General features: G+C 36.8%; 18 protein-coding genes. 6 read left to right on the top strand and 12 right to left on the bottom strand.

Going from position 1 to position 23,055, the window contains the following annotated elements; genetic code table 11:
* Positions 1 to 190: 190 nt before the first annotated feature.
* From BBH99_RS13730 to BBH99_RS13720, 3 genes are all read right to left on the bottom strand, one after another.
* Entirely contained in the window at positions 191 to 694 is a 504-nt protein-coding gene (locus tag BBH99_RS13730; protein ID WP_228390814.1) for a TlpA family protein disulfide reductase, read from the bottom strand.
* Position 695: 1 nt separating this feature from the next.
* On the bottom strand, positions 696 to 1,124 hold the full coding sequence (locus BBH99_RS13725) for a rhodanese-like domain-containing protein (RefSeq protein ID WP_066696704.1): 429 nt from the start codon (positions 1,122 to 1,124) through the stop codon (positions 696 to 698).
* A gap of 68 nt (positions 1,125 to 1,192) precedes the next feature.
* On the bottom strand, positions 1,193 to 1,471 hold the full coding sequence (locus BBH99_RS13720) for a hypothetical protein (protein WP_066696701.1): 279 nt from the start codon (positions 1,469 to 1,471) through the stop codon (positions 1,193 to 1,195).
* A 257-nt stretch (positions 1,472 to 1,728) separates the two neighbouring features.
* Here BBH99_RS13720 and BBH99_RS13715 point away from each other — a divergent pair, with 257 nt between their 5' ends.
* From BBH99_RS13715 to BBH99_RS13705, 3 genes are all read left to right on the top strand, one after another.
* Positions 1,729 to 2,835 (top strand): SMI1/KNR4 family protein, encoded by a 1,107-nt coding sequence (locus BBH99_RS13715; RefSeq protein WP_066696695.1) that lies wholly within the window; start codon positions 1,729 to 1,731, stop codon positions 2,833 to 2,835.
* Between the two features lie 134 nt (positions 2,836 to 2,969).
* Complete coding sequence (locus tag BBH99_RS13710; RefSeq protein WP_066696692.1) at positions 2,970 to 4,646, top strand: FAD-binding dehydrogenase; 1,677 nt, start codon at positions 2,970 to 2,972, stop codon at positions 4,644 to 4,646.
* Positions 4,647 to 4,659: 13 nt separating this feature from the next.
* Complete coding sequence (locus BBH99_RS13705; protein WP_066696689.1) at positions 4,660 to 5,463, top strand: SDR family oxidoreductase; 804 nt, start codon at positions 4,660 to 4,662, stop codon at positions 5,461 to 5,463.
* 158 nt (positions 5,464 to 5,621) lie between these two features.
* Here BBH99_RS13705 and BBH99_RS13700 read toward each other — a convergent pair whose 3' ends face one another.
* The 6 genes from BBH99_RS13700 to BBH99_RS13670 form a co-directional block, all read right to left on the bottom strand.
* The gene (locus BBH99_RS13700; protein ID WP_066696687.1) at positions 5,622 to 6,428 is read right to left on the bottom strand and encodes a phosphatase PAP2 family protein; all 807 of its coding nucleotides are present in this window, start codon (positions 6,426 to 6,428) and stop codon (positions 5,622 to 5,624) included.
* A 13-nt stretch (positions 6,429 to 6,441) separates the two neighbouring features.
* Positions 6,442 to 8,859, bottom strand: a complete 2,418-nt coding sequence (locus BBH99_RS13695; RefSeq protein WP_066696685.1) for a TonB-dependent receptor domain-containing protein — start codon at positions 8,857 to 8,859, stop codon at positions 6,442 to 6,444.
* A gap of 47 nt (positions 8,860 to 8,906) precedes the next feature.
* Positions 8,907 to 9,650, bottom strand: a complete 744-nt coding sequence (locus BBH99_RS13690) for a COG4705 family protein (RefSeq protein ID WP_066696683.1) — start codon at positions 9,648 to 9,650, stop codon at positions 8,907 to 8,909.
* A gap of 497 nt (positions 9,651 to 10,147) precedes the next feature.
* The gene (locus BBH99_RS13680; protein ID WP_066696678.1) at positions 10,148 to 11,434 is read right to left on the bottom strand and encodes a sensor histidine kinase; all 1,287 of its coding nucleotides are present in this window, start codon (positions 11,432 to 11,434) and stop codon (positions 10,148 to 10,150) included.
* 202 nt (positions 11,435 to 11,636) lie between these two features.
* A complete protein-coding gene (locus BBH99_RS13675) occupies positions 11,637 to 12,311 on the bottom strand; it encodes a response regulator transcription factor (RefSeq protein WP_066696676.1) in 675 nt (224 codons plus the stop codon).
* A gap of 63 nt (positions 12,312 to 12,374) precedes the next feature.
* On the bottom strand, positions 12,375 to 13,364 hold the full coding sequence (locus BBH99_RS13670; RefSeq protein WP_066696673.1) for an aldo/keto reductase: 990 nt from the start codon (positions 13,362 to 13,364) through the stop codon (positions 12,375 to 12,377).
* Positions 13,365 to 13,580: 216 nt separating this feature from the next.
* Between BBH99_RS13670 and BBH99_RS13665 the strand changes: the two genes are divergently transcribed.
* The 3 genes from BBH99_RS13665 to BBH99_RS13650 all read left to right on the top strand — a co-directional run bounded on the left by BBH99_RS13665 (position 13,581) and on the right by BBH99_RS13650 (position 17,970).
* Positions 13,581 to 14,855 carry an NAD(P)/FAD-dependent oxidoreductase gene (locus BBH99_RS13665; RefSeq protein ID WP_066696670.1) on the top strand — a complete coding sequence of 425 codons (1,275 nt, stop codon included), beginning with the start codon at positions 13,581 to 13,583 and terminating at the stop codon, positions 14,853 to 14,855.
* A 40-nt stretch (positions 14,856 to 14,895) separates the two neighbouring features.
* Positions 14,896 to 15,894 (top strand): SDR family oxidoreductase, encoded by a 999-nt coding sequence (locus tag BBH99_RS13660; RefSeq protein WP_066696667.1) that lies wholly within the window; start codon positions 14,896 to 14,898, stop codon positions 15,892 to 15,894.
* A 228-nt stretch (positions 15,895 to 16,122) separates the two neighbouring features.
* Entirely contained in the window at positions 16,123 to 17,970 is a 1,848-nt protein-coding gene (locus BBH99_RS13650; protein WP_066696657.1) for a chloride channel protein, read from the top strand.
* A 264-nt stretch (positions 17,971 to 18,234) separates the two neighbouring features.
* Here the strand turns inward: BBH99_RS13650 and BBH99_RS13645 are convergent, their stop codons facing one another.
* The 3 genes from BBH99_RS13645 to BBH99_RS13635 form a co-directional block, all read right to left on the bottom strand.
* The gene (locus BBH99_RS13645) at positions 18,235 to 19,179 is read right to left on the bottom strand and encodes an aldo/keto reductase (RefSeq protein ID WP_066696656.1); all 945 of its coding nucleotides are present in this window, start codon (positions 19,177 to 19,179) and stop codon (positions 18,235 to 18,237) included.
* A 472-nt stretch (positions 19,180 to 19,651) separates the two neighbouring features.
* The gene (locus tag BBH99_RS13640; protein WP_066696654.1) at positions 19,652 to 21,460 is read right to left on the bottom strand and encodes a hypothetical protein; all 1,809 of its coding nucleotides are present in this window, start codon (positions 21,458 to 21,460) and stop codon (positions 19,652 to 19,654) included.
* Between the two features lie 310 nt (positions 21,461 to 21,770).
* Positions 21,771 to 22,922: an efflux RND transporter periplasmic adaptor subunit gene (locus tag BBH99_RS13635; protein WP_066696652.1), complete on the bottom strand. Its 1,152-nt coding sequence runs from the start codon at positions 22,920 to 22,922 to the stop codon at positions 21,771 to 21,773.
* Positions 22,923 to 23,055: the final 133 nt, after the last annotated feature.

The raw sequence follows: 23,055 nt of genomic DNA, 5'->3' as shown, positions 1-23,055 counted from the left end.
CTTATTTTTACGGCATTAATTTTAGAAATTAATAAAACTTGACTGAAAAAATATGTATCAATCAGGAATGAATTTCCCTCTATAGTTTTCCGATTGATGATTAATAATTGGTATTCAGCTCCGATTCTAAGACACAAAAAAAAGAGTGGCCGTCCGGGCCACTCTTTTTGTATCGTTATTGTTTTCGATTTTAGTTTTGACTGAAACTTTTCTTCAAAAACTCCTCAAGTTCTTTTTCATGAAGGTTTTTGGCAATAATGGTTCCTTCGCCATCAATAATAACATTAAAAGGAAGTTCATCAATCTCATAGGCTTTTGCCACAGGGCTTTTCCAGAATTTTAAATCACTTACCTGTATCCAGTTGATAGCAAACCGCTCTATAGCTTTCTGCCAGCTTTCTTTGTTCTTATCCAAAGAAACACCCAGAATTTCAAACTTATTAGCTTTCACCTGCTCTGAATAGGTATCATACAATTTTTTCAATTCAGGCTGTTCCTCTACACAAGGCGCACACCAGGTAGCCCAAAAGTCAATAAGAACCATTTTCCCTTTTAAGCTTGAAAGAGAAAATGACGTTCCATCCGTTTTAGACATTGTAATTTCCGGAGCCTTCTTTCCTACTTCAATTTTGTTTTGAGCGAATGTGAATCCTGAGAATAGAATTAAAAATAATAAGGTATAACTCGTTTTCATATTAATCATTTGTTGGATAATCCTTATCCAGCCAATCTGTTTTTATATTTTTAGGAAGATTTAAAAGCTTGGCATTTTTAAAACCCATTTCCATCAATAAATTAAATGCAGGACGAATATTAGGGCATTTTACAAAAGGACAGCATCCGCAATAGATGACAATTTCCTTATTTTTAGGAATATCTTTAAGATAATTTCTTAATTTTTCCAGATTTTCAGGTTCATGAGTTGGTCCAATATCTACAGAACCTTTGATAATGGCTTCAGGACCTACTGAAATAATCAATAAATCTTTTGTTTTGTGTTTTACAATCCTTGAGGCTAATAATGCCGGATCCATCAGCTGGCTCTCTTTCCAGGGATCCTGTGTTTGCTGAGCCTGGCTGAAAATTGAACAGACAAAGCAAACCATGATAAACAAATACTTCATACTTCTATTTTTCACAAATATAAACGATTTGCTTAAGTTTAAAAATGTATAAAAGTATTCTTCAGTATTTATGACAGTGTTTTATTCTTTTTAGGAGTAATATGTACTACATTGGCAGCGCCGGGTTCAATAATCAGTTGAGTCCCTGCACCTCTCTCCTGTTCCCGCCCTTGAATAGCAGAACCTGTTGCTAATGTGAGCTTTCCCTGAAAAACAGGATGTGGTGGTATTAATGATATTTCAATTTCCTCTTCTTCAAGCTGTATGATAATGGATGTTGCATCCATTTCATGGCGGGTTCCGTCTTTAGAGATTGCAAATACCGGATAAGGTTTAGACTCTTCCATTGTAATAAGATTTTTAACAAAGATAGAACTTCAATTGAATCCAGTTTTTGTATTTTAGTGGTGAAAAATGAATCATCTTCGTGCTTAGCTATGGTTCACGTAGTTTAAACTGTTTCTAAATCATTAAAAATATTGAAGTTACGAGGGAAAGTTAAGATATCAAATGATTCTTTCAGCGTTGTATTTAAAATGAAGCTTACTCTTAATATTCTTATCTTCTTAATTCGCATTAATGGTTCAATTTAAATATTTATTCTATGAAAATTAACCTTCCGGACCATTGGTCAGATTTTATAAAGACTTTTATCAAAAAACATAAAAAAGAGATTGTTTATGATGGAGTACGTGTATTCCGTACTGAAGAAGAAATTCAGGAACGTTATGATACTCATGAGTTTGAAAAATTTCTTCCGGAATATATCCCTGTGGCAGATGATTCAGGTGGACAGGTTGCTGTTATTTCAAAAAATAATAAGGAAACAAAAGTATATCTGAGTTCATATGGTGTATTGCAGAAAGAAGATTTAGAGATTTTAGATCGTGACTTAGTACATTGGATGCAAAGGAAATTCCCTTTTGAAAGAGAAAGAAAGATAATTTCACCTTTCGAAATTGAGAAAAGAGAAAAAGAAAATATCTTGTGGAATGAAAAAATATCTTCATTTCCAGCCATTATAGAGTTTTTGAAAGAACCTGTCCGTATTGAAGGACTCGCTTTACCGGAAAATTATGCCCCTGCAGAATATATTTATTATTTTCAGGATGGATATCATTATAATTCAGTAGAGAATACAATCCTTACAGATATTACTCCGGGATCATTTAAAGCAGATTGGATTGTTTTGGCTTCCAATTATTTTGCAGATCCTTTTTTTATTGATCTGAATGAAGCTGAACATAATTTTCCTGTTTATTTTGCCTATCACGGACAAGGAAAATGGGAGCCATTAAAAGTAGCAGAAAGTTTATGCACATTCCAGAAAATACTGCACGAGATCCAAAGTTTAAGATTTGATAAAGCAGGGTTAATACATTACTTTGATGAAAATATAGATTTGGAAAATCCTTTATGGAAAGAAGTCTACGAGAATATTAAAGATGAAGAAGAAGGTAATCCGGAACAGATAGAAACTTATGAGTCGATAGGCCCTGAAGTCAATTTATACATTACGGATATTGGACCCAATAAAATGAAGGTCATTGCATTGCTGAAAAAAGAATTCGGGCTCTCCGGAACAGAAGCTCTTGAACTCAGCAAAGAAACCAAAATATTGTTCAGAACAGGATACTCTAAATGGCTGGAATACGACCGTAAGCAATTGGAAGATCTTGGAGCAAGTGTTGAATGGGAGGCCTTAGACTAAAAATGACTCAGAATGCTTATGATCTTATGACTATCATCATAATTTATTGTGATTTTTGAAAGTATTTCACTTATTGAAGCACAAATAATTTATACATTTATATAAAGTATTGTGAATTAAAAAAGACCTTTATCATGGAAGAAACATTCCAACCTGATGCCATTATCATAGGAACCGGATTAGCAGGGCTTACTGCTGCCATGGAAATCACCAATGCCGGGAAAAAAGTGCTGTTACTGGATCAGGAAACCGAGCAGAATATTGGCGGACAGGCTTTCTGGTCTTTTGGCGGACTTTTTCTTATTAATTCTCCCCAACAGCGAAGAGTGGGAATTAAAGATTCTTATGAACTGGCTCTACAGGACTGGAAAGGTACAGCAGGTTTTGACCGTGAAGAAGATTACTGGCCCCGCAAATGGGCAGAAGCTTATCTGAAATTCGCAGCAGGTGAAAAATATGAGTATATTTCTAAGCTGGGAATAAAGCTGATGTTTATGGTAGGCTGGGCAGAACGTGGTGACGGATCTGCCAATGGACACGGAAATTCTGTTCCACGTTTTCATGTAAGCTGGGGAACCGGAACGGGTGTGGTAAAGCCATTCGTAGAAAAAGCCTATCAGGCCAAAGAAAAAGGATTACTTCAAATGAAGTTTCGCCATAGAGTTACAGAACTAATTGTAGAAAACGGAAAAGTAAAAGGCGTGAAAGGTGATATTCTGGAAAATGACAACCAGCAAAGAGGGGTTGCAACCAACAGAAATATTATCTCACAATTTGAATATGCGGCACCTCATATTATCATTGCTTCAGGAGGAATTGGTGCTAATCATGAGCTGGTAAGAAAAAATTGGCCCGAAAGATTGGGAACCCCTCCGGAAAATATGGTTTGTGGAGTTCCTGCCTATGTAGACGGTAAAATGATTGGTATTGCTGAAAATGCAGGAGCTAATATCATCAATCGCGACAGAATGTGGCATTATACGGAAGGTTTACAAAACTGGAACCCCATCTGGCCCAATCATGGGATCAGGATATTGCCGGGACCTTCTTCATTATGGTTTGATGCCAAAGGAAATCGTCTACCCGCTCCTTTCCTCCCTGGATTTGATACGCTGGGAACATTGAAATACATTCAGGATACGGGATATTCTTATTCCTGGTTTATTTTGACACAAAAGATTATCAAAAAAGAATTTGCGCTCTCAGGCTCAGAACAGAATCCTGATATTACAAATAAAGATTATGTTCTTTTTCTTAAACGGATTTTTGGTAAAAAAGCACCTGGTCCTGTAGAAGCTTTCAAAGAACATGGCAAAGACTTCATTGTATCCGATAACCTGAAAGATCTGGTAGAAAAAATGAATCTGCTCGCAGGTAACAATCTTTTGAATTACGACAAGATTAAATCCCAGATCGAAGCCAGAGACAGAGAGCTGGATAATAAATTTTCAAAAGATACCCAGGTGAACTATATCAGAAGTACCAGAAGTTATTTAGGAGATAAATTGGGAAGGGTTGCTGTTCCTCACAAAATTCTTTCTCCTGAAAACGGGCCTTTAATTGCTGTAAGGCTGAATATTTTAACCCGGAAAACTTTGGGTGGGATAAAAACAAATCTGAATGGGCAGGTTTTAAAAGAAGATGACAGCATTATTGAAGGACTTTATGCTGCGGGAGAAGCTGCAGGTTTTGGTGGTGGCGGAATGCATGGTTACAGAGCATTAGAAGGAACGTTTCTCGGCGGATGCATTTTCTCAGGAATGAAAGCCGGAAAATATATTGCAGGATTAAAAAAAGATCATTTAAATTAATAATCTTTTCAGAATGGGCAATTATTATAATGATAAAGTAGTCTGGATTACGGGAGCATCCTCAGGAATTGGAGAAGCTTTGGTGAAAGAATTGGTGAAAATAAGTAATGCAAAATTGATTCTTTCCTCCAGAAACGAAGAACAGCTTTATGAAGTAGCAGAAAGTGCCGGACTTACAGTCAATCAGTATGTTGTGATTCCTTTAGATTTGAAGAACTATAAAGAAATGCCGGAAATAGCAGCCAAAGCAGTAGCAGTGTTTGGAAAAATAGATATTCTGATTAATAACGCAGGATTATCTCAACGTTCTTTGGCTATGGAAACAGACATAGAAGTGGATAAACGTTTAATGGATGTTGATTTTATCGGAACTGTGGCTCTAACGAAAGCTGTTGTTCCTTATATGATCCGGAATAAAGGCGGTCAGATTGCAGTAGTATCAAGTCTTATGGGAATATTCGGGGCGCCGATGCGTAGTGGCTATGCGGCGGCAAAGCATGCCCTTCATGGTTTCTTTGATGCCCTGCGTGCAGAATTATATACTCAAAATATTTCGATAACCATTATCTGTCCGGGATTTATACAAACCAATATTTCCATTCATGCAGTAACCGGAGACGGCTCATCGCAGGGAACAATGGATGATGCTACCAACAAAGGAATGCCTGTAGATATTTTTGCTAAAAAAATGCTGAATGCCATCGAAAAAAAGAAGAACCAAAAAGCGATTGGCGGCAAAGAAGTATTGGGAGTCTATCTGAAAAGGTTCTTTCCTGCCCTGTTGGCAAAGGTTATCCGAAAGGCAAAAGTAGTCTGAAGATTTTTAATAAAGCATATCCATATATTACAGAAAAACCGCACAAAAAGTACGGTTTTATTTTCTTAGATCTGATATAGAATTATTCTTTAATGAACTTTTTGGTTATTTTTTGTGTACCCAGATTCTACTGTTGTTGTGGCATTTAATAATTATATTCAAAAGTTTTTTATCAGTCCTATTCCCAATGTTTTATTCTGATAAAAAGGCATCATCATTGTAGAACTCAACAGGTTTTTAGTTTTATTCTTTCCACGAAGCATAAGATCGATTTTTGGAAAAAGCCAGTAGGCCAATTCTGTGGAAAGAATACCAAAACCTGCTCCTGCCACTACGTCTCCCAGCCAATGTTTGTCATTCAGCATTCGGTATACCCCTGTAAAAATAGCAAACGGATATCCTGAAAGGCTGAGCCAGAAATTAGTATCCTTATATTCCCTGAACATAAATTGGGCGGAGGAAAAAGCCGTAGCAGAATGTCCGGATGGAAAAGAAAGTGTATTCGACTGATCGGGCCTCTCCTCTTTGACAAGATATTTTAAAGGCATTGTAAAGGCGGCAGAAATCAGTTGCGAAGAGGCATAAATAATGGTACGGTCTCTCAAATTATGCTTTCCTTTTATTCCAATGGCATTCAGTCCGTATACCATTACGGCTGGGGCGTATTGGGTAAAATTATCCAGATTCATCTGTGCAGGCTGATGCTCGTTGATCTCTGTTCTGGTAGAAAAATTCAACTGTTTGAGCTTGCTTGAAGAGAGTCCTATTACCCCATAAGAAATGAATGCCGCCGGAATAATGAGGCTCTTATAATTAAGCTTAGTTGGCTGTATGTTGGAAATACTGTCTGATACAGCTTCCTGAACAGTAACACTATCAACACTATTCTGGGCCTTTATATTATTCAAAAATGACATGAAGACTAACAAACAGATCAATGATTTCTGAAACTCTCTTTTTATCATGATTTATGGTTGATTAAAATTTATAGCTGTATCCGAGTCTTACCACCTGCGTTTCGTAATAATCGTTGCTTGTATAAGAGAATCCCATTCCCTGGATATTTTTCTTAGTGACCATCGTATTAAGAAGATCTGTGGCATTTAAGAACAATTCTCCCTTTCCTTTCTGAATTGCTTTTTTCAATCCAATATCCATTGAGAATCTGGATTGTATTCTTCCCTGAGGAATAATATCCGGAGCCAGGTAGACAGCCGTAAGCTGTGCGCTCAATCCTTTGGCGAAATGAAAAATATTATTCCATTTAATGTTTCCTGAAACAGCAGTTTGCTGATCTGCAGAAAATACATTGGGTGTAGGGTAAAGATTTTGTACGGAAAATGCATCAATTTGATTTCGATACAGGTTTCCATTCACATTAAAAGAATATACATCCGAAATTTTTTGGTTCCATATCGCTTCAAGTCCTGTATTATAACTTCTTCCTGCATTCTGGAATATGGCGTAAATAAGATTGCTCCCCGGAACAATACTGGAGATCCTTGTAATGGTTCCATTCGCAAAACGATGATATAATGCAGAATACAGATAGCCATTATTCCAGTTATATTTATATCCAAGCTCAATAGAGTTGGTAAACTGAGGCCTTAATGCAGGGTTTCCTACCTTGATGATTTCTGCATCATCATATTTAGGGAAAATTCTGATGTCTACTTCATTAGGACGGTCTACCCTTCTGTTATAAAAGATAGAGAACTTGTTTTTGTCATTAAGTTTATAGGCTAATCTGAAATTAGGAAATGGCTGTGTATAATTATAACCATCACTTTTATAAGTAGGATGATTAGGATTTACATCATATTCAATTCTTACATACTCCAACCTTAATCCCAGTTCTGCTTCCCATTTTTCATTTTCAAGAACATAGTTTCCATAAACAGCCGGAATGAATTCCTTGTAATCAGCCTTTCCTCCAGCAGAGACATCCAATACTGAATTCGCTCCCGGAATAAAATTCATATTGGTGGGGATACTTCTGCTTCTCAGCTTGATCCCGGTTTCCAATCTTCCGTATTTGAGAGGTTTTATATAATCAACATTGAAATCGTAGACCTGTTCATCAGACAATAACTTAAAAGCATCCGTTCCTGTAGAAGAAGGCAGGTAATTGTCATAGAAATATTTTTCGTCCTCTCTATGAAATGTGTAGTTGAATCCTACATTTAATAAGTGTCCTGCTTCCTTGAACTTATGCTGATAGGAAGCTGTTCCCATTATTGTGGTTTTCAGTTCATCCTCAAGGAACTGCCATAAACGCAGGCGTTGAGATAAGTCGCCATTAAAGAAAGGCTGGTCACCACGGTCAATAATTTTCTCGCTTCCATACATTCCTGAAATAGTTAAAGTATTCTGGGCATCAATATTCCAGTCCATTCCGGCTTTTGTAGTGAAGAAATTGGTGTTTCTGTTTCTTTTAAGCTGTGAATTGATAATGGTTCCGTCATCATAAGTACGGGTTACAAATTCATTCTTATTAAGCGTTTCAGTATATAAATTGTCCGCCTGTAAAAACAGATTGACTTTATTCTTTCTATAGTTAAGAGATAATGACGGATTTATTTTTGGAGTGAGTGTATACTGTGGACGAATGGTGGGAAGATTCTCCCTTCTTACCCAAAGAGATCCCAACCCTGTTGTGAATCCTATTTTACCATTCCAGCCGTTCTGCTTATTCTTTTTCATGATAATATTGATGATTCCGGCATTTCCATTAGCATCATATTTAGATGAAGGATTGTTGATGATCTCAATTTTATCAATTGCAGAAGATGGAATATTGTCCAGCCCAGTCTGGCTGCCAAATCCTGTAAGTGCCGTTTGCTTTCCATCAATCAGAACAGTTACTTTATCATTTCCCCTGAGCTGTACCTTACCATCCTGTACGGTTATTCCGGGAAGGTTCTGCATACTTTGTAATACCGATCCACCACTTTGGTTCATATTGTCTGCTACAGAATAGGTTTTTTTATCGAGCTGGTCATTAATTTCACTCTTTTTAGTTCCGGATAAAACTACTTCTTCAATCTTTGTCTCCTGTTCTTTTTTTCTTTCCAGTTCAATAATAGGAATTTCCAAAAACTCAGAAAGACTTCCTATGAATACAGGAAGAACTTGTTTGTTGTACCCTGAAATAGACGTTTCCATAAGGTAATGGTCCGGCTTGATTCCTGTAATGGAAAATCTTCCTTCTTCATTGGTAATAGTTCCGCCAACAAATGCTGTGTCTTTTTCCTTTTTTAAAATGATACTGGCATAAGGTAATGCTGCTTTATCAGTATTGGTTACCTTTCCGGAAGCAGTAACCGAAGTAGTTTGTGCCGTTATCATGGAAGAAATGGCAAACGTCGGAAAAAGTAAAAGTCTCGTTTTATTCATAATATAATCTTTACTATCTTTTTTTTAATTTTTTCGAGCTAAAATGGTCAGGAAAGCTCCCTAGTATGTTTTTTCTGTGAAATAATGACCATGAGGACCATTAAGACCAGAGAAACGAGAGAAGCATTGATTGTTCCCAGATCAAGGCCACCCTTTGCAAGAGGCTTGGTTAAAAGATCTCCGAACGTAGCTCCAAACGGTCTGGTAAATACAAATGCAATCCAGAAAAGGACAACGTGATTGATTTTTGTGAAATAATGAAGCAGAATAACAATCAGAATAATAAGTCCGGTAATACAAGCACCGGTCAAATATCCTAATCCCAGATTATCGCTCAGAAAATCCCCAAAGGCTGTTCCTAAACTGTTGGAAAACAAAATGGCTGTCCAATAATAGAATTCTTTATTTCGTTCCATGATTGGATACACCTCAAGATTACCGTATTTTTTGTACCATAGAAATAAAGAAGTTAAAAGTCCTGCAAGAAGAATAAGGCTGCCAACCAGGTATCCTGCCTTCAAAGTTCTGTCTATAAAATCAGAAATCTCTGTTCCAAGGGTTGTTGTTCCAATAATGACCAGCCAATAAACAGCCGGGATATATTTTTTAACACCAAGCTGTATGGATAATATAAGAATGAAAAAAAATAAGGTAATCAGAATTCCTTTGGTGTACCCCAAATTGAGGGTCATGGAAATAAAATCACCAAGAGTTTCTCCCAATGTGGTTGCTACAATTTTCATGAGCCAGAAAAGTATCGTGACGGCTGCTACTTTGTTTGCTGTTCTCATTTGTTTATTTTTTATAGAGTTAAACTATTTGAAGGGTAATTGATACTATTTCAGTATCTAGACACACGAATGAACGAATAATTTTATGAGTGAATTTGTGACCATGAAATCTGCGTAATCAGCATGATCTGCGAGAGAAAAATATCATCCAATTTTACCGAAGATAAGATCCTTGCGCCTTAAAAAAATATAGCATGAGTCAAAATGACTTTGCACTTTGACGTTTTCCAACTTTAAATTATTAAGTTTTAAACGTTGTAAGCACATTGTCTTTATAGCTATCAAAGAAATCAGTGAGGTAAGAATCAAAATAAGGCTTGCACCGCCTCCACAAATGGCGCTGATCCAGAATGCAAGGATGGTTCCTGCGAATAAAAGGGCAATTTTTAAAATCATTTCTAAATAAAATTTACACTTCAGTACATCATATTTTCAGTACAAAGGTGCTATCTGATTTAGAATTAATTTTGAATTTTTAGATTCAGAATGGTAAAAAACTATAATCTTACTGAAAAGATATGGTGCTCATTTTCAAATCGGTAACTGATTGTCCAGTGATGAAATTTGCAGATTTCCCGGATGATAGATAAACCGAGTCCACTTCCATTGCTGTCTGCGGAGAGTTTTGAAAATCTTTTAAATAATAATTTTTGATCCAATGCCCGGGTTCCGGAATTGGAAATTTCAAAAACAGAATTAGATAATTGTATGGAAATAAAACCCTCTGCTGATGTATGACGGATTGCATTGATGATAAGATTATTAATCATAATCTCTGTAAGGCTGCTGTTGCCATGTACCTTAATATCAGGCATTATTTTTTTCTCAACTGAAATATTTTTCTGTTCAAAATGTTCTTCAAGCATATCAATACTTTGAGTAAGCATCTGATCGAACAAAATGGTTTCAGAATTATCAAACTGATGGTTATCTATTTTGGCAAGCAGCAATAGGTTTTTATTGATTCGGGAGCTTCTGGTGAGTGCTTTATTGATCTCTTCGGCAATTCGGTACTGCTTTTCCGTTAGATCCGGATCCTGTAATAAAAGATCCAGTTTATTTTTGATGATGGCTAATGGAGTCTGCAATTCATGGGAAGCATTCTCCGTAAACTCCTTTTGGGTTTTATAAGCAGAGATATTACGCTCTATCAGCTTACTGAGTGATTGATTGAGTTCCTCAAACTCAGTAGTATCAGAAGAGGGAAAATCAATTTTGTTCTGATTGTTCAAACTGAAAGTTTTCAATTGATCTAAAGTATCCCTGAATGGTTTCCAGATTGATTTGGAAAGTTTTCTGTTTAAATATAAAAGCCCAACAACAATCATAATAAAGAAAAATGCCGTAATCATAGCAATAACAGCGATGGTTTCGTGAGATTCTTCAATATTGGTTTGTATCGTAAAGAGATAAGGTTGATTTTCAATGTAGATTACTTTTTCAAGGCATCTGTAACGTTCTTTCTTCTGTTCAGAGATAAACGGGAGATGTTTTTCAGTGGTATACATTTTATCACCTTTTATCCGCTCTACTGAAATTTTTTCAATACTGGTTTCAGGCTGGATATGATTCCAAAGTTCAAGACTTTTTTCAAGTTCTGTACCGGAAAGTTTTAACTGATTGAATTCATAAGCCGTCTTCTCCACAACAATCTGATTATGCTCATCCAATTCGCTTTGCCAGATAGTATCCACTACAAAATAATAGACGGGAATACTTACTGCAAGAACAATAAGTACGTAGATGATAAAAGGCTTGGTGGTTTTGCTTAAAAGAGGCTTCAAATTGATAGATTGAGTTTAAGGTTTTATGTTCAAGGTTTAAAGTTGGTGTACTTTGAAATAGTAGGATACTTACTTCTTTGCAATTTAGTATTTATTTGATTATTTTATGTTTAAGTGATGAAAACCTTCTGTAGCTTTTGCTGTTTTCAAAATCTAAGATCTCGTAACTCGTAATACGAACCACTCATCTCGCATTCCTACTCTAAGATTCCCACTTATACCCTGTTCCATAGACTGTTTTAAGATAGTGTTTACAACCCGCATCATACAGTTTCTTTTTAAGGTTTTTTACATGAGCATATACAAAATCATGATTGTCTAGCATGTCGGCAAAATCTCCGGAAAGATGCTCAGCAAGGGTACTTTTAGAAATGACTTTATTTTTGTTTCCAATAAAGTAAATCAGTAGGTCAAACTCCTTTTTGGTGAGGGAAATTGATTCGTTATTTACAGCAACTGTTTTCGCCAGAAGATCGATCTGAAGCTCGTTCTGTTTTACCACATTGGAACTGCTGAACTTCTTTCTGCGGATAATGGAATATACCCTAGCCATCAGTTCAGAAAGGTGAAAAGGTTTGGTAAGATAATCATCTGCGCCCAATTTAAGACCTTCAATTTTATCATCCAAAGCATTTTTCGCAGAAATGATAATAACCCCATCCTGTTTATTCTGTTTTTTTAATTCTTCAAGAATTCTGAGGCCATTTCCATCGGGAAGCATGATATCCAATAAAATACAGTCATAGTCAAATTGCTCTATTTTATTCATGGCTTCACTGAAGGTTGATGCATTTTCACAGAGATAATTTTCCTCAGATAAATATTCGGAAATACTTTTGGCAAGCTCTGCTTCGTCTTCAACAATTAGAATTTTCATGCCATAAATCTATCATTAAATTTTGAAGAAATTTTGAATTTAAAATAAATTTGATTTATACTTTCACTGAGGGACCTCTGCTTTCTCATAGATCAAACCTTCTGCCTTTAGCTCCTGCCAAAAACCAATGGGAATCTGGGCATGAAGCGCCTGCACATTATTCTGCACCTGTTCCGGTTTACTCGCTCCGGGAATGATAGATACAAATTCCTCAGCAGCCAGTACAAAATGAAGCGCGGCATCTACAATATTGATGTTGTATTTCTCTGCAATAGCCATCATTCTTGCCCTTTTTTGTTCCATCCCTTTCGGAATGACATCCTTATAATTATAGCGTTCCCTTCCTGTAACATATCCTGAATTATATCCGGCTCCTGAAACCAATTGCACACCTGCTTTTCTAACAGCCGGGAGAAGCCTGTCTACAGCATCTTCATGTTCCAATATAGAGTATTGGGTGGCAGAAAGGCAGATGTCAGGGTCTGCAGATTCAATGCAGTCCAGGATGGGTTCAATTTTGTTGACACCCATTCCCCAGGCTTTGATGATACCTTCATTTCGGAGTTCAGAAAGCACTTTAAAAGCTCCTTCCCTAGCCTGTTTCAGAAAATAAGGATAGCGATCACCTACCTGATCCTCAGAAAGATCGTGGATGTAAACAATATCAATATGATCCAGTCCGGTTCTTTGCAGACTCTCCTCGATAGACCTTTTTACAGCATCTGCTGTGTAATTGTGTTCAAAATCATAGTTCAGAGGGTTTTTCCACATCGTTGGCGGTACTTCAGCTGCTGCTACCTGATGAAAGAGCCTTCCTGCCTTTGTTGAAAATATAAATTCGCTGTGATCTTTATCTTTAAGAAAATCACCGAACCTTCTTTCACTTTTGGTAAGTCCATACCATGGAGACGTGTCATAATATCTTATTCCGGAATTCCAGGCTGTTTGAAGAATGTGATGAGCTTCTTCATCTGTAATGTTTTCAAAAGCAGTTCCTATGGCAACCCCTCCTATTCCTAATCTGTGTTTGTGTGTTAAAAGCTGCGTTTTCATATCGATAAATTTTATGGTGTTTGATATACGCTGCAAACATCATGCAGACTTAAAAAAGAAAAGAATGTAATAGTGCTGTATGCTTTTTCAGATAGATTGACAAGGCTCAGAAGGAGTAAGATAAGAGGCTTTAATATTATGTTAAATATTTATAATTGTTCCCCTTTGGTCTTGTAATTGAATGATTTATACTGCATCATTTCAATATCACTTCATATGAAAAAGCACATTCTAATCGTAGGAGGAGGATTTGCGGGTATTAACCTTATCAAATCCCTCAGGAACGACAGCCGTTTCAGAATTACCCTGGTAGATAAGAATAATTATCACTTTTTTCCGCCATTAATTTATCAGGTAGCTACTTCTTTCATTGAAGCTTCCAACATCAGCTATCCTTTCCGGAAACTGTTTTCCAATAATAAACATGTTAATTTTCATATGGGAAGCCTGGTAAAGATCAATACTGAAGATAAAACCATAGAAACCGATACAGGAATTCTTAGTTACGATTATCTGGTATTGGCTTTAGGGACTGAATCCAATTTCTTCGGGATGGAAAATGTACGGAAACATGCTCTTCCCATGAAAAATATAGAAGAAGCACTTTACCTTAGAAACCACATTTTGTTAACCTTTGAGGAAGCAGCCCGTAATAAAGATATGAAACAGGCCGAAAAGCTTCAGAATATTGTTATAGCAGGTGGTGGCCCTACAGGAGTTGAATTGGCCGGAATGCTGGCAGAAATGGGAAAATATATCGCTAAAAAGGAATATCCGGAAATTAAATTGGGGCTTTCCCATCTGTATCTTGTGGATGCCCTTCCTTCCCTGCTTTCTCCTATGAGCGATATGGCAAAGAAAACAGCTTACGAAACGCTCACAGAATTAGGTGTTAAGATCATTCTGAATGTATCTGTAAAAGACTATGTGGATTGTAAAGTTATTTTAAGTGATGGCAGAGCTATTGAAACAGAAACGCTGATCTGGACTTCCGGTGTAATAGGCCGTGAAGTTCAGGGATTACCCGAAAAAAGTATAGGAAAAGGAAGAAGAATCCTGGTAGATGCCTATAATAAGGTAGAAGGAACCGAAAACATATATGCATTGGGAGATCTCTGTCTGATGCTTTCTGAGAAAAAATATCCTAACGGCCATCCCCAACTTGCCCAGGTGGCCATTCAGCAGGGGAAAAATCTTGCGGCCAACTTTAAGCGGATTGAAGATGAGAAAGTACTGGAACCTTTTCAGTATCATGACAAAGGGAGCATGGCTATTATATCGAAATACAATGCTGTAGTAGACCTTCCTAAACATTCTTTTAACGGGTTTATTGCATGGCTTACCTGGCTTTTTATTCATATTATTCCTTTGATTGGCTTTAAGAATAAAATCCAGCTTGCTTTTGACTGGTTCCGTTTATTTATTACCAATAATCCTTCCATCAGGCTGATTCTTTATCCTAAAAAGAATACAGGGAACGGAACTTCCTGAACTAAATAAAAAAGATAAACTCACCCTTAAATCCATTGAGATGAAAAATCGTAGAAAATCTCCGTTTTTTGGAGAAACAGTTGTTATTACAGGAGCTTCCAGCGGAATTGGAAAGGCTACTGCAGAAGCTTTTGCTGAGCAGGGCGCAGACCTTGTTCTTGCTGCCCGTAATGAACATGCTTTGAAAGAAACTGCTGAAATATGCAGAAGACTGGGAGTAGCTGTTCTTGCTGTTCCTACTGATGTTTCTGTAGCAGAAGATGTTGCCCATCTTGTGAATGAGGCGCTTCAGTTTAGTGGTAAAATTGATTACTGGGTGAATAACGCAGGGGTTCTCGCTTTTGGAAAATTTGAAGAGATTCCGGTGGATGTTACCAATCAGATCATTAAAACCAATCTTTTGGGATATATGCATTCGGCACATGCTGTATTACCGGTTTTTAAACGCCAGAAAAAAGGAGTATTGCTCAATAATATTTCAATTGGCGGATGGATGCCGGCACCTTACGGAACAGCCTATACCGCTTCAAAATATGGCATCCGGGGAATGACAGAAACCCTGCAGGGCGAAGTATCGGATTTTCCGGATATTCATATCTGTGCATTATATCCGGGATTTCAGAAATCTTCAGGAATTGAACATGCCGCCAATTATTCAGGCATAAAGCTAAGTACACCTCCGCCATCATTTGATCCCAGAAAGTTAGCCGCTTCTATTGTAAAAACAGCAAAGAATCCTAAGGAAGCATCTTATCCCGATTGGTCTGCTGTAGTGTTTAAAGGTTTGTACGAAATATATCCGGGATTAATCAGATACCTTTCTTCAGCAGCTATGCGGATGATAATGAAAAAAGCTAATAAAGAAGAACGTTCAGGAGGAAATGTATTAGAACCTTCAAAAGGAAGTATGGGAATTGATGGAAAATCATTATTTTCTGTTCCTCCTAGGCCTCTGATCTGGACCGCTGCCGGAGTTTTTGGATTTTTTGCTATACAATTTCTGTTTTCGGGAATTTCTAAAAGGGTTAATAACGCTTAATTTTAAAAAATATACCAGCTACAATATTGATAATCATGCTACTATTGTAGCTGTTTTTTGTAGTTTTAAATGCTGTATGAAGTGAAACGGATGAGGATGGCATCAACACGAATCTCTCTTCGTAATTCTGCAAAACTTTTAAAAGATTTTTTCGGGAAGTTTTTATCAGATATTTCATAAATTTACAGAGCTGTTTCAAATTGAGACCTGCATTAAAATTCTTCTCAGGTGAAAATTCACAACAAAAAAAAGTACCTAAGCTTTCTAAAATTTAAAAGGGATTTCCAGAAATACGGACTGGAAAAGGCCCGCAGCTATGAGCTTATTCTGCACTGGCTGAATAACAGGTTAAGCCGGAATCAGTTTCTTGTGCTTTCCGGAATCCTGGTGGGATGTACTGCCGGATTAGCTGGAGTAATTCTGAAAACGCTGGTGCACAACATTCATTATTTTATCACCAACAAAGTCCATTTTGAATACCAGATCCTTTTCTATATTGTTTTTCCTTTTTTAGGAATTGTTCTTACTACAATGATTGTTTTGACTTTATTTAAAGGTCAGGACCGAAAAGGAATTGGTGCTATCCTCTACGAAATTGCCCAGAACTCAAGTATTGTAGCCTCGGTTAAAATGTACTCCCAGGTGATCCAGAGTGCAGTTACTGTTGGGTTGGGAGGATCTGCCGGACTGGAAAGTCCTATTGCAGTTACGGGAGCAGCCATAGGATCAAATTATGCGCAGACTTACAGGCTTAATTACAAAGAACGTACTTTATTGTTAGCAGCGGGAGCTACTGCCGGAATTGCATCTGCTTTCAATGCCCCTATTGCCGGGATTATGTTTGCTTTTGAAATTCTGCTGACCGGAGTGGTTTTTACAGATTTTATTCCATTGGTAGTGGCAGCAGTTTGTGGAAGTCTTCTATCCAGAATATTACTCCAGGAAGATGTTCTTTTCAGGTTTTATACCAGAGATGCTTTCAATTATAAGAATGTACCCTATTATCTTATTCTGGGAATTGTAACCGGAGGATATGCCCGGTATTTTGTTATTATTTCGCAGAAAGTAGAACATTTTATAAAAGGTCTTCAGCTTTCAAAAATGCGTAAGGCAATGTTTGGAGGAGCTGTACTTTCTTTACTTTGTGTGCTTTTCCCGCCTTTATTCGGAGAGGGATATGATACGGTAAAAGCCTTCACCAACGGAAATACGCACAGCATTATTGAAAACAGCTTTTTCAGATATTTTGAAATCGGGGAATGGACAATTATCATATTTTTAGTGCTTGTCCTCTTATTAAAAGCTTTTGCTACATCATTCACCATATTCAGCGGCGGAAACGGAGGAAACTTTGCCCCTTCCCTTTTTGCAGGCGGAACCTTAGGGTATCTGTTTGCACTGGTATGCCAGCATATAGGATTTACGGATGTTCCGGTAACAAATCTTGTTTTGGTGGGAATGGCCGGAGCTATGAGCGGCGTAATGTATGCCCCGCTTACCGCTATATTTCTTATCGCAGAATCAAGTTTCGGCTATGATCTGTTTATCCCGCTGATGATTGTTTCCATTATATCTTATCTTATTGCTAAATGGTTCTCCCCGATCTCTCCGGAACTAAAATCTCTTGCGGATGAAGGGAAAATATTCACCAATAAACACGATAAAAATCTTCTTTTTGCTTTAAGAACGGATGATTTCATCGATAAATATTCTCAGGCTATCCAGGAAAATGCTTCTGTTGCAGATCTTTTCGAGCTGGTAAAGAACGGAAACAAGAATATTTTTGCTGTAGTGGATGATTCCAGAGCATTAAAAGGTGTTTTGACTCTTGATGATATAAGACCTTATCTTTTTAATAAAGAATTTGATACATCACAAACCGTGGCCCAGATTATGAAGGCTCCGCCGGCAGTACTTCATCCGGAAAACAAGCCATTGGATATCCTTCAGACATTCGATGATACAGGAGTCTGGAATCTTCCGGTGGTAAATGAAAAAAATGATTTTATTGGGTTTATTTCCAAGTCTTCTATTCTGATGAGCTATAGACAGCTGTTGAAGGAGTATTCGGATTAAAGGAATCATTTGAGTACTACCCCGTCAAAATTATTTGAGTTTTTGCCACCTCTCCGAGAGGAGAATATCAATTCTTCAATAGTGATATTCAGGAAAAATTGAAGATCATAGATTTTCAATAGACTTAAATGTTCTGCTTGAATAGTTAGTGGTAACTTAAAAATAACTTAAGGGCTAAATAGCTTCTGTGCTTTTATGGTTAAAAAATAAATCCGTTCAACATTAAATTGAACGGATTTTTTTATCTAATAATGAGGGGTGAAATTAGTGACTGACTTTATTAAGCAAATCAATATCTTCCTGATCTAAAATAAGTTTTGGAGCATTGAAAAGGGTTTCAAGCTGTGAAGAACTTGTTGCACTTACAATAGGAGCCGTAACCAGCGGATTTGATAATAACCAGGCTAAAGCTACTGTTCCCTGATTGCTGTGATGTTTTTCACTTACCTGATCTAATGCTTTTAGAATTTCCAGTCCTTTAGGGTTTAAATATTTTCTTACACCTTCTCCTCTTGCACTTTTTGCAAGGTCTTCTTCATTACGGTATTTTCCGGTTAAGAATCCTGCTGCCAATGACCAGTATGGAAATACACTCAGATCAAACTGTTCTGCCAGAGGAGCATAGTTGTTTTCAAAACCTTCTCTTTCCAATAAATTATAATGAGGCTGTAAAGCAACATATTTGGGCAGATTATTCTTTTCAGAAGCTTCAAAGGATGCCTTTAAACGCTCCGGTGAAAGGTTGGATGCTGCAATATAGCGCACTTTTCCGGCTTTAATGATTTCGTCATAAGCAGAAAGGGTTTCTTCTACCGGAGTTGTATGATCATCAAAATGGGTATAATAAAGATCAATATGATCGGTCTGAAGTCTTTGAAGCGATTCATCTACTGATTTCAGGATATGTTTTTTACTGATATCATAGCCATGTTCTTTGGTTTCAGAACCTACTTTGGTTGCCAGAACAATGTCTTTACGGTTATTACGGCTTTTCATCCACTTTCCGATGATCTCTTCAGACTGGCCGCCTTTTCCGTTTACCCACCATGAATAGGTATCTGCGGTATCTACAAAGTTGAATCCGGCTTGTGTAAACTGATCCAGGATATCAAATGATTGTTTTTCATCCAGTGTCCATCCAAAAACATTTCCTCCGAAATTGATAGGAGCCACTTCCAGATCAGTGTTTTTAATTTTTCTTTTTTCCATAAAAATAATTTTACTAACTGAGATCTAAGGTAAGGAAATATTGTACTGTACGACTATTCAAAATACCCATACGATGTATAGTTATTATAAATGAAAACGCCGATGATTCCTCGGTTTTTTCTAATTGTGTTAAAAAAATAACCTGTATTAAGTTGTAATGGTATGCTCGTTGGGTTAAGCGCAAAGAAGCTAGGATCTTATCTGTGATAAAATTGAATACTGCTGATAAATGCGACAAATACTTTTATACGATGATTTGAGTTATCTCATTGAATTTTAACCTGCAGTTTGTCATTCTGTAAGAATCTCAACTTTGCTATTGGAATATAACGGTCCAGATTCCTACAGAATAAGAAAATACCTTACAGGTTATTTTATTTTTACATAGACTTCTACATCAATAAAAATCATTGTGTATTAGTGGCTATTATAAAAGAATTTGTGTAATCAGCAAAGTCTGCAAGAGTAACTGTTACTTTTCAACCTGAGGAATGTCAATCGCAGTAAGCATTAATTGATATTCCCGTAGCTGATGATTAATAGTTTGTAATCCTTTCCTGAAGAATGATGAGGCATTAAAAAGCTGTTGATAATATGCTATCCCTTCCAGCATATTTTTTCTGAAAGCATTCCATTTTTTCGTTTGAGAATAGGTAATCTGTTGGCTGGATTCTGCTATTTCTTTCTTCAGATAATCCACATACATTTTCAGCTCATTAATGAACATATTAGGACGGTTGTTATGCGGTAAAATGTTGATATTGCCATAAATATGTTTTACCATCTCTGAAAGGGAAACTTCCTTATCAAAAAATGCAATATTGGGGCCCGGACAAATAACAACTCCTTGTTTTTCTCCTTTGATTTCTATTCCCTGTTCCATATAAGCAGAATTTACCAATCCAACGCAAAGGCAGGCTTTATCTGTAATTTCAGTCTTTTTCTTGTTAAATTCTTCAACAGAGAGTATTCCTTTCTGATGATAAAGTTCAGTAAGTTTAATGTCCTGATATTTTCTGGAAGCTGTACAGGTTCCTTCCGGAGCATATTCTTTGCTTAATGCTAATAGTTTCTTTGGGCATGAACTTCCATATCTTCCTTTGGCTTCCTTTTGAATCTTTAATATTTCGTTAGAGGTTCCTTTTATGGTATTGAAAGGCACTCCCAAAGGGGATATCCGACTCAGATAAAAATCTTTTTCGTTAGCCTGTAAGAGTAAATTTCTTGTTTCAGTATCTACGGAAGTGGCTTCAGGAACCAATAAAAATGGTGATCCCCATCCTACACTGTCTACATTATAGTGATTCAATAAAAATTCATGTTCTTCAGAGGTGCCTACTCCGCCCTGTACGGTGATTTTCATTTCTAAAGGCTGAGACAGAATGGCTTTTCCTTTTTGTTCTAAAGCATTATTCATTAATGTATGGGCAGATTGTATCAGTTCATTCTTTTTCTGCCTGAATTCCTCCATAATAGGTCCCAAAAGAATTCCTTCTGTGGCAAAGGCATGTCCACCACAATTCAGCCCGGATTCTACTCTGTATTCTGATACCCATAATCCTTTTTTAGCCAGAAAATTTCCCTGAATCATTGCGGAACGGAAATCGCTCACCTTAAGAATGATTTTCTTTTTCAGATAACCGTTTTCATCAGGGTAAAAATCTTCAAATTCTTCCATATAGCTGTACAGACGGGGATTCATCCCTGCTGAAAGAACCATAGAAGAAGATAATTTGCTGTTTGCAAAACCACGCAGTGAGGCATGTGCATCATTGTACATCACAGGAAGCTGCTCATTCTTTTTATAGTTGTCTTTATCAACTTTTGTCATGATATTGACATCTATACTTCCCGGTAACAGATTGGTTTCGATGAAGTTTTTAATACTGTCGCTCCAGTTACCTTTTTGAGCAATAAGGTTTTGAAGGCTGTTTTTCAGGTCCGAAGTGTTGGGCAGCATGGCCACAAAGTCTTTCAGAGCTTCTTTATTCTTACTGATTTCCTGTTTGAAAGATTCAAATTTTTCATTCACGATATCATCTACCATGTTCAGATAAGCAGTAATTCTTTTGGCTCTGTAATCCTCTGTTTTTGTTGAGATTCCTGAATAATTAAGATTAAACTTCTGGCTGTAAAAGTTTTTCATTTTTTCCAGAATTTCATCATCAATGATGGAAATCACAGAAGAAATTCCATATTGTGCAACGCGGATTGGGCTGTCTATGGTATAAGCCAATCCCATCACGGGAATATGGAAATTGTGTAACGGTTTAGTTGTCATTATATTTCAATAAAAGTTCTTTATTTAATGCAACTAAAAATTCTTTCAACTAATTCACTGCCTAAAAGTATTGCTTTTTTAATTAATTATGCATTAAATAATATCTCTAATGTTGAAAATATGCTAAAAGTCATTTCTGGGATTTGAATTTGTTGGAATTTTATACATAAATGCAAAGTATTCGTTGCGATAAATACAATAAACATCTTCGTAATCCGCAAAATCTTTGAGAGTTATATCCCACAAAATAAAAAGGTTTCATTTACCATTAGTAAACAAAACCTTTTTCAAATTTATTGGTAGGAAGCGATTATTCCGCCTTATTCTTCAGCATCATCAGAAGGCTGTAAGCTCCTTTCTGTACTATCTTTTTATTTTTTAGGAAATCGGCTTTCAGAATTTCTGTAAACTGATCGTCTGAAATTCCGGTAACTACTGGAATCATCTTATAATTTGATTTTCCTAGATCTTCAAAAACATAATTCTTATTTTCAAAAGAAACCACAGCATCGTTCGGAAGTCCCTGAGTATATCGGTTGCTGATATTCACTTCAGCATTCACATACATTCCTTTAACAAATTCTGAATTAACAGATGATAGTTTGGCAATAGCGGTTGCAGAACCACCTGTTTCAATGCTCGGAACTACGCTTACGATTTTAGCGCTGGATTTCACGTCCGGTTTCTGATTGTTATATACCAGGATTTCCTGCCCTACTTTTATATCGTTAACATCGTTTTCAAAGACCTTTAACTCTAAAAGTAATCCAGCCGGATTAATCAATTCAAATAATGTATCTGCCGGATTGATATATTGCCCATTATTCACCAGAATCTTGCTTACAAAGCCACTGAATGGTGCATACACATTAATTCTGCTTCTGATATTTCCGGTATTTAAACCTTTGGCACTGATTCCGATAATGCGTAACTTTTCTTCAAGACCTCTCAATGTTGCATTTAAAGTTGAATAGTCTGCTTGTGCTGTTTGTAAGGTCTTATCACTGCTTGCTTTGCTCGTATTAAGGTCTTTCTGACGATTAAAGTTCAGTCTTGCGGCTTCAAGCTGTGCTTTGGTTACCAGATAATCCTGCTGAAGCTGAATAAATTGTGGATCTTCCACCACAGCCAATACCTGACCTTTATTGAAGTGGCTTCCATTAATTACATTAATGGATTTGATATGCCCACCCATAATGCTTGAAACAGAACTGATATGAGATGGTGCAATCTCTGCTTTTCCATTCAGGCGGACCAGTTTTTCCATATTCCGGTCCTGAAGCGAAGTTGTAGTAATGCCTACAGACTGAATCTGCTGGCTGGTAAGATGAACGGTATTCTCTGTACCTTTTGCAAATTTTGTGTTTTCGTAGACTGTTTTTTCCTCTTCTTTCTTGCCTGAACATGATGATAAAGCGAATACTAAAGCCAAACTGTATAGTGATATTATTTTGAATTGCATGACGCTGTTATTTTGAAATTAAGAAATTAAGTTCCGCTCCTATCTGATTTAACCTTTCCAGGCTGTCAATATAATCTGCCTTGGTTTTTACGGCCTGGTTAACTAATATTACCCAGTTCAGATAATCAATTTC

Origin of the sequence: Chryseobacterium contaminans, assembly GCF_001684955.1 — a bacterium.
GTDB classification, from domain to species: domain Bacteria; phylum Bacteroidota; class Bacteroidia; order Flavobacteriales; family Weeksellaceae; genus Chryseobacterium; species Chryseobacterium contaminans.
The sequence above is the reverse complement of the archived record's forward strand: the minus strand, read 5'-3'. Positions and strand labels throughout refer to the sequence as shown.

Coding starts and splice junctions, on each gene's coding strand:
- BBH99_RS13730 (WP_228390814.1), bottom strand. CDS start 694: ATGAAAACGAGTTATACCTTATTATTTTTAATTCTATTCTCAGGATTC.
- BBH99_RS13725 (WP_066696704.1), bottom strand. CDS start 1,124: ATGAAGTATTTGTTTATCATGGTTTGCTTTGTCTGTTCAATTTTCAGC.
- BBH99_RS13720 (WP_066696701.1), bottom strand. CDS start 1,471: ATGGAAGAGTCTAAACCTTATCCGGTATTTGCAATCTCTAAAGACGGA.
- BBH99_RS13715 (WP_066696695.1), top strand. CDS start 1,729: ATGAAAATTAACCTTCCGGACCATTGGTCAGATTTTATAAAGACTTTT.
- BBH99_RS13710 (WP_066696692.1), top strand. CDS start 2,970: ATGGAAGAAACATTCCAACCTGATGCCATTATCATAGGAACCGGATTA.
- BBH99_RS13705 (WP_066696689.1), top strand. CDS start 4,660: ATGGGCAATTATTATAATGATAAAGTAGTCTGGATTACGGGAGCATCC.
- BBH99_RS13700 (WP_066696687.1), bottom strand. CDS start 6,428: ATGATAAAAAGAGAGTTTCAGAAATCATTGATCTGTTTGTTAGTCTTC.
- BBH99_RS13695 (WP_066696685.1), bottom strand. CDS start 8,859: ATGAATAAAACGAGACTTTTACTTTTTCCGACGTTTGCCATTTCTTCC.
- BBH99_RS13690 (WP_066696683.1), bottom strand. CDS start 9,650: ATGAGAACAGCAAACAAAGTAGCAGCCGTCACGATACTTTTCTGGCTC.
- BBH99_RS13675 (WP_066696676.1), bottom strand. CDS start 12,311: ATGAAAATTCTAATTGTTGAAGACGAAGCAGAGCTTGCCAAAAGTATT.
- BBH99_RS13670 (WP_066696673.1), bottom strand. CDS start 13,364: ATGAAAACGCAGCTTTTAACACACAAACACAGATTAGGAATAGGAGGG.
- BBH99_RS13665 (WP_066696670.1), top strand. CDS start 13,581: ATGAAAAAGCACATTCTAATCGTAGGAGGAGGATTTGCGGGTATTAAC.
- BBH99_RS13660 (WP_066696667.1), top strand. CDS start 14,896: ATGAAAAATCGTAGAAAATCTCCGTTTTTTGGAGAAACAGTTGTTATT.
- BBH99_RS13645 (WP_066696656.1), bottom strand. CDS start 19,179: ATGGAAAAAAGAAAAATTAAAAACACTGATCTGGAAGTGGCTCCTATC.
- BBH99_RS13640 (WP_066696654.1), bottom strand. CDS start 21,460: ATGACAACTAAACCGTTACACAATTTCCATATTCCCGTGATGGGATTG.
- BBH99_RS13635 (WP_066696652.1), bottom strand. CDS start 22,922: ATGCAATTCAAAATAATATCACTATACAGTTTGGCTTTAGTATTCGCT.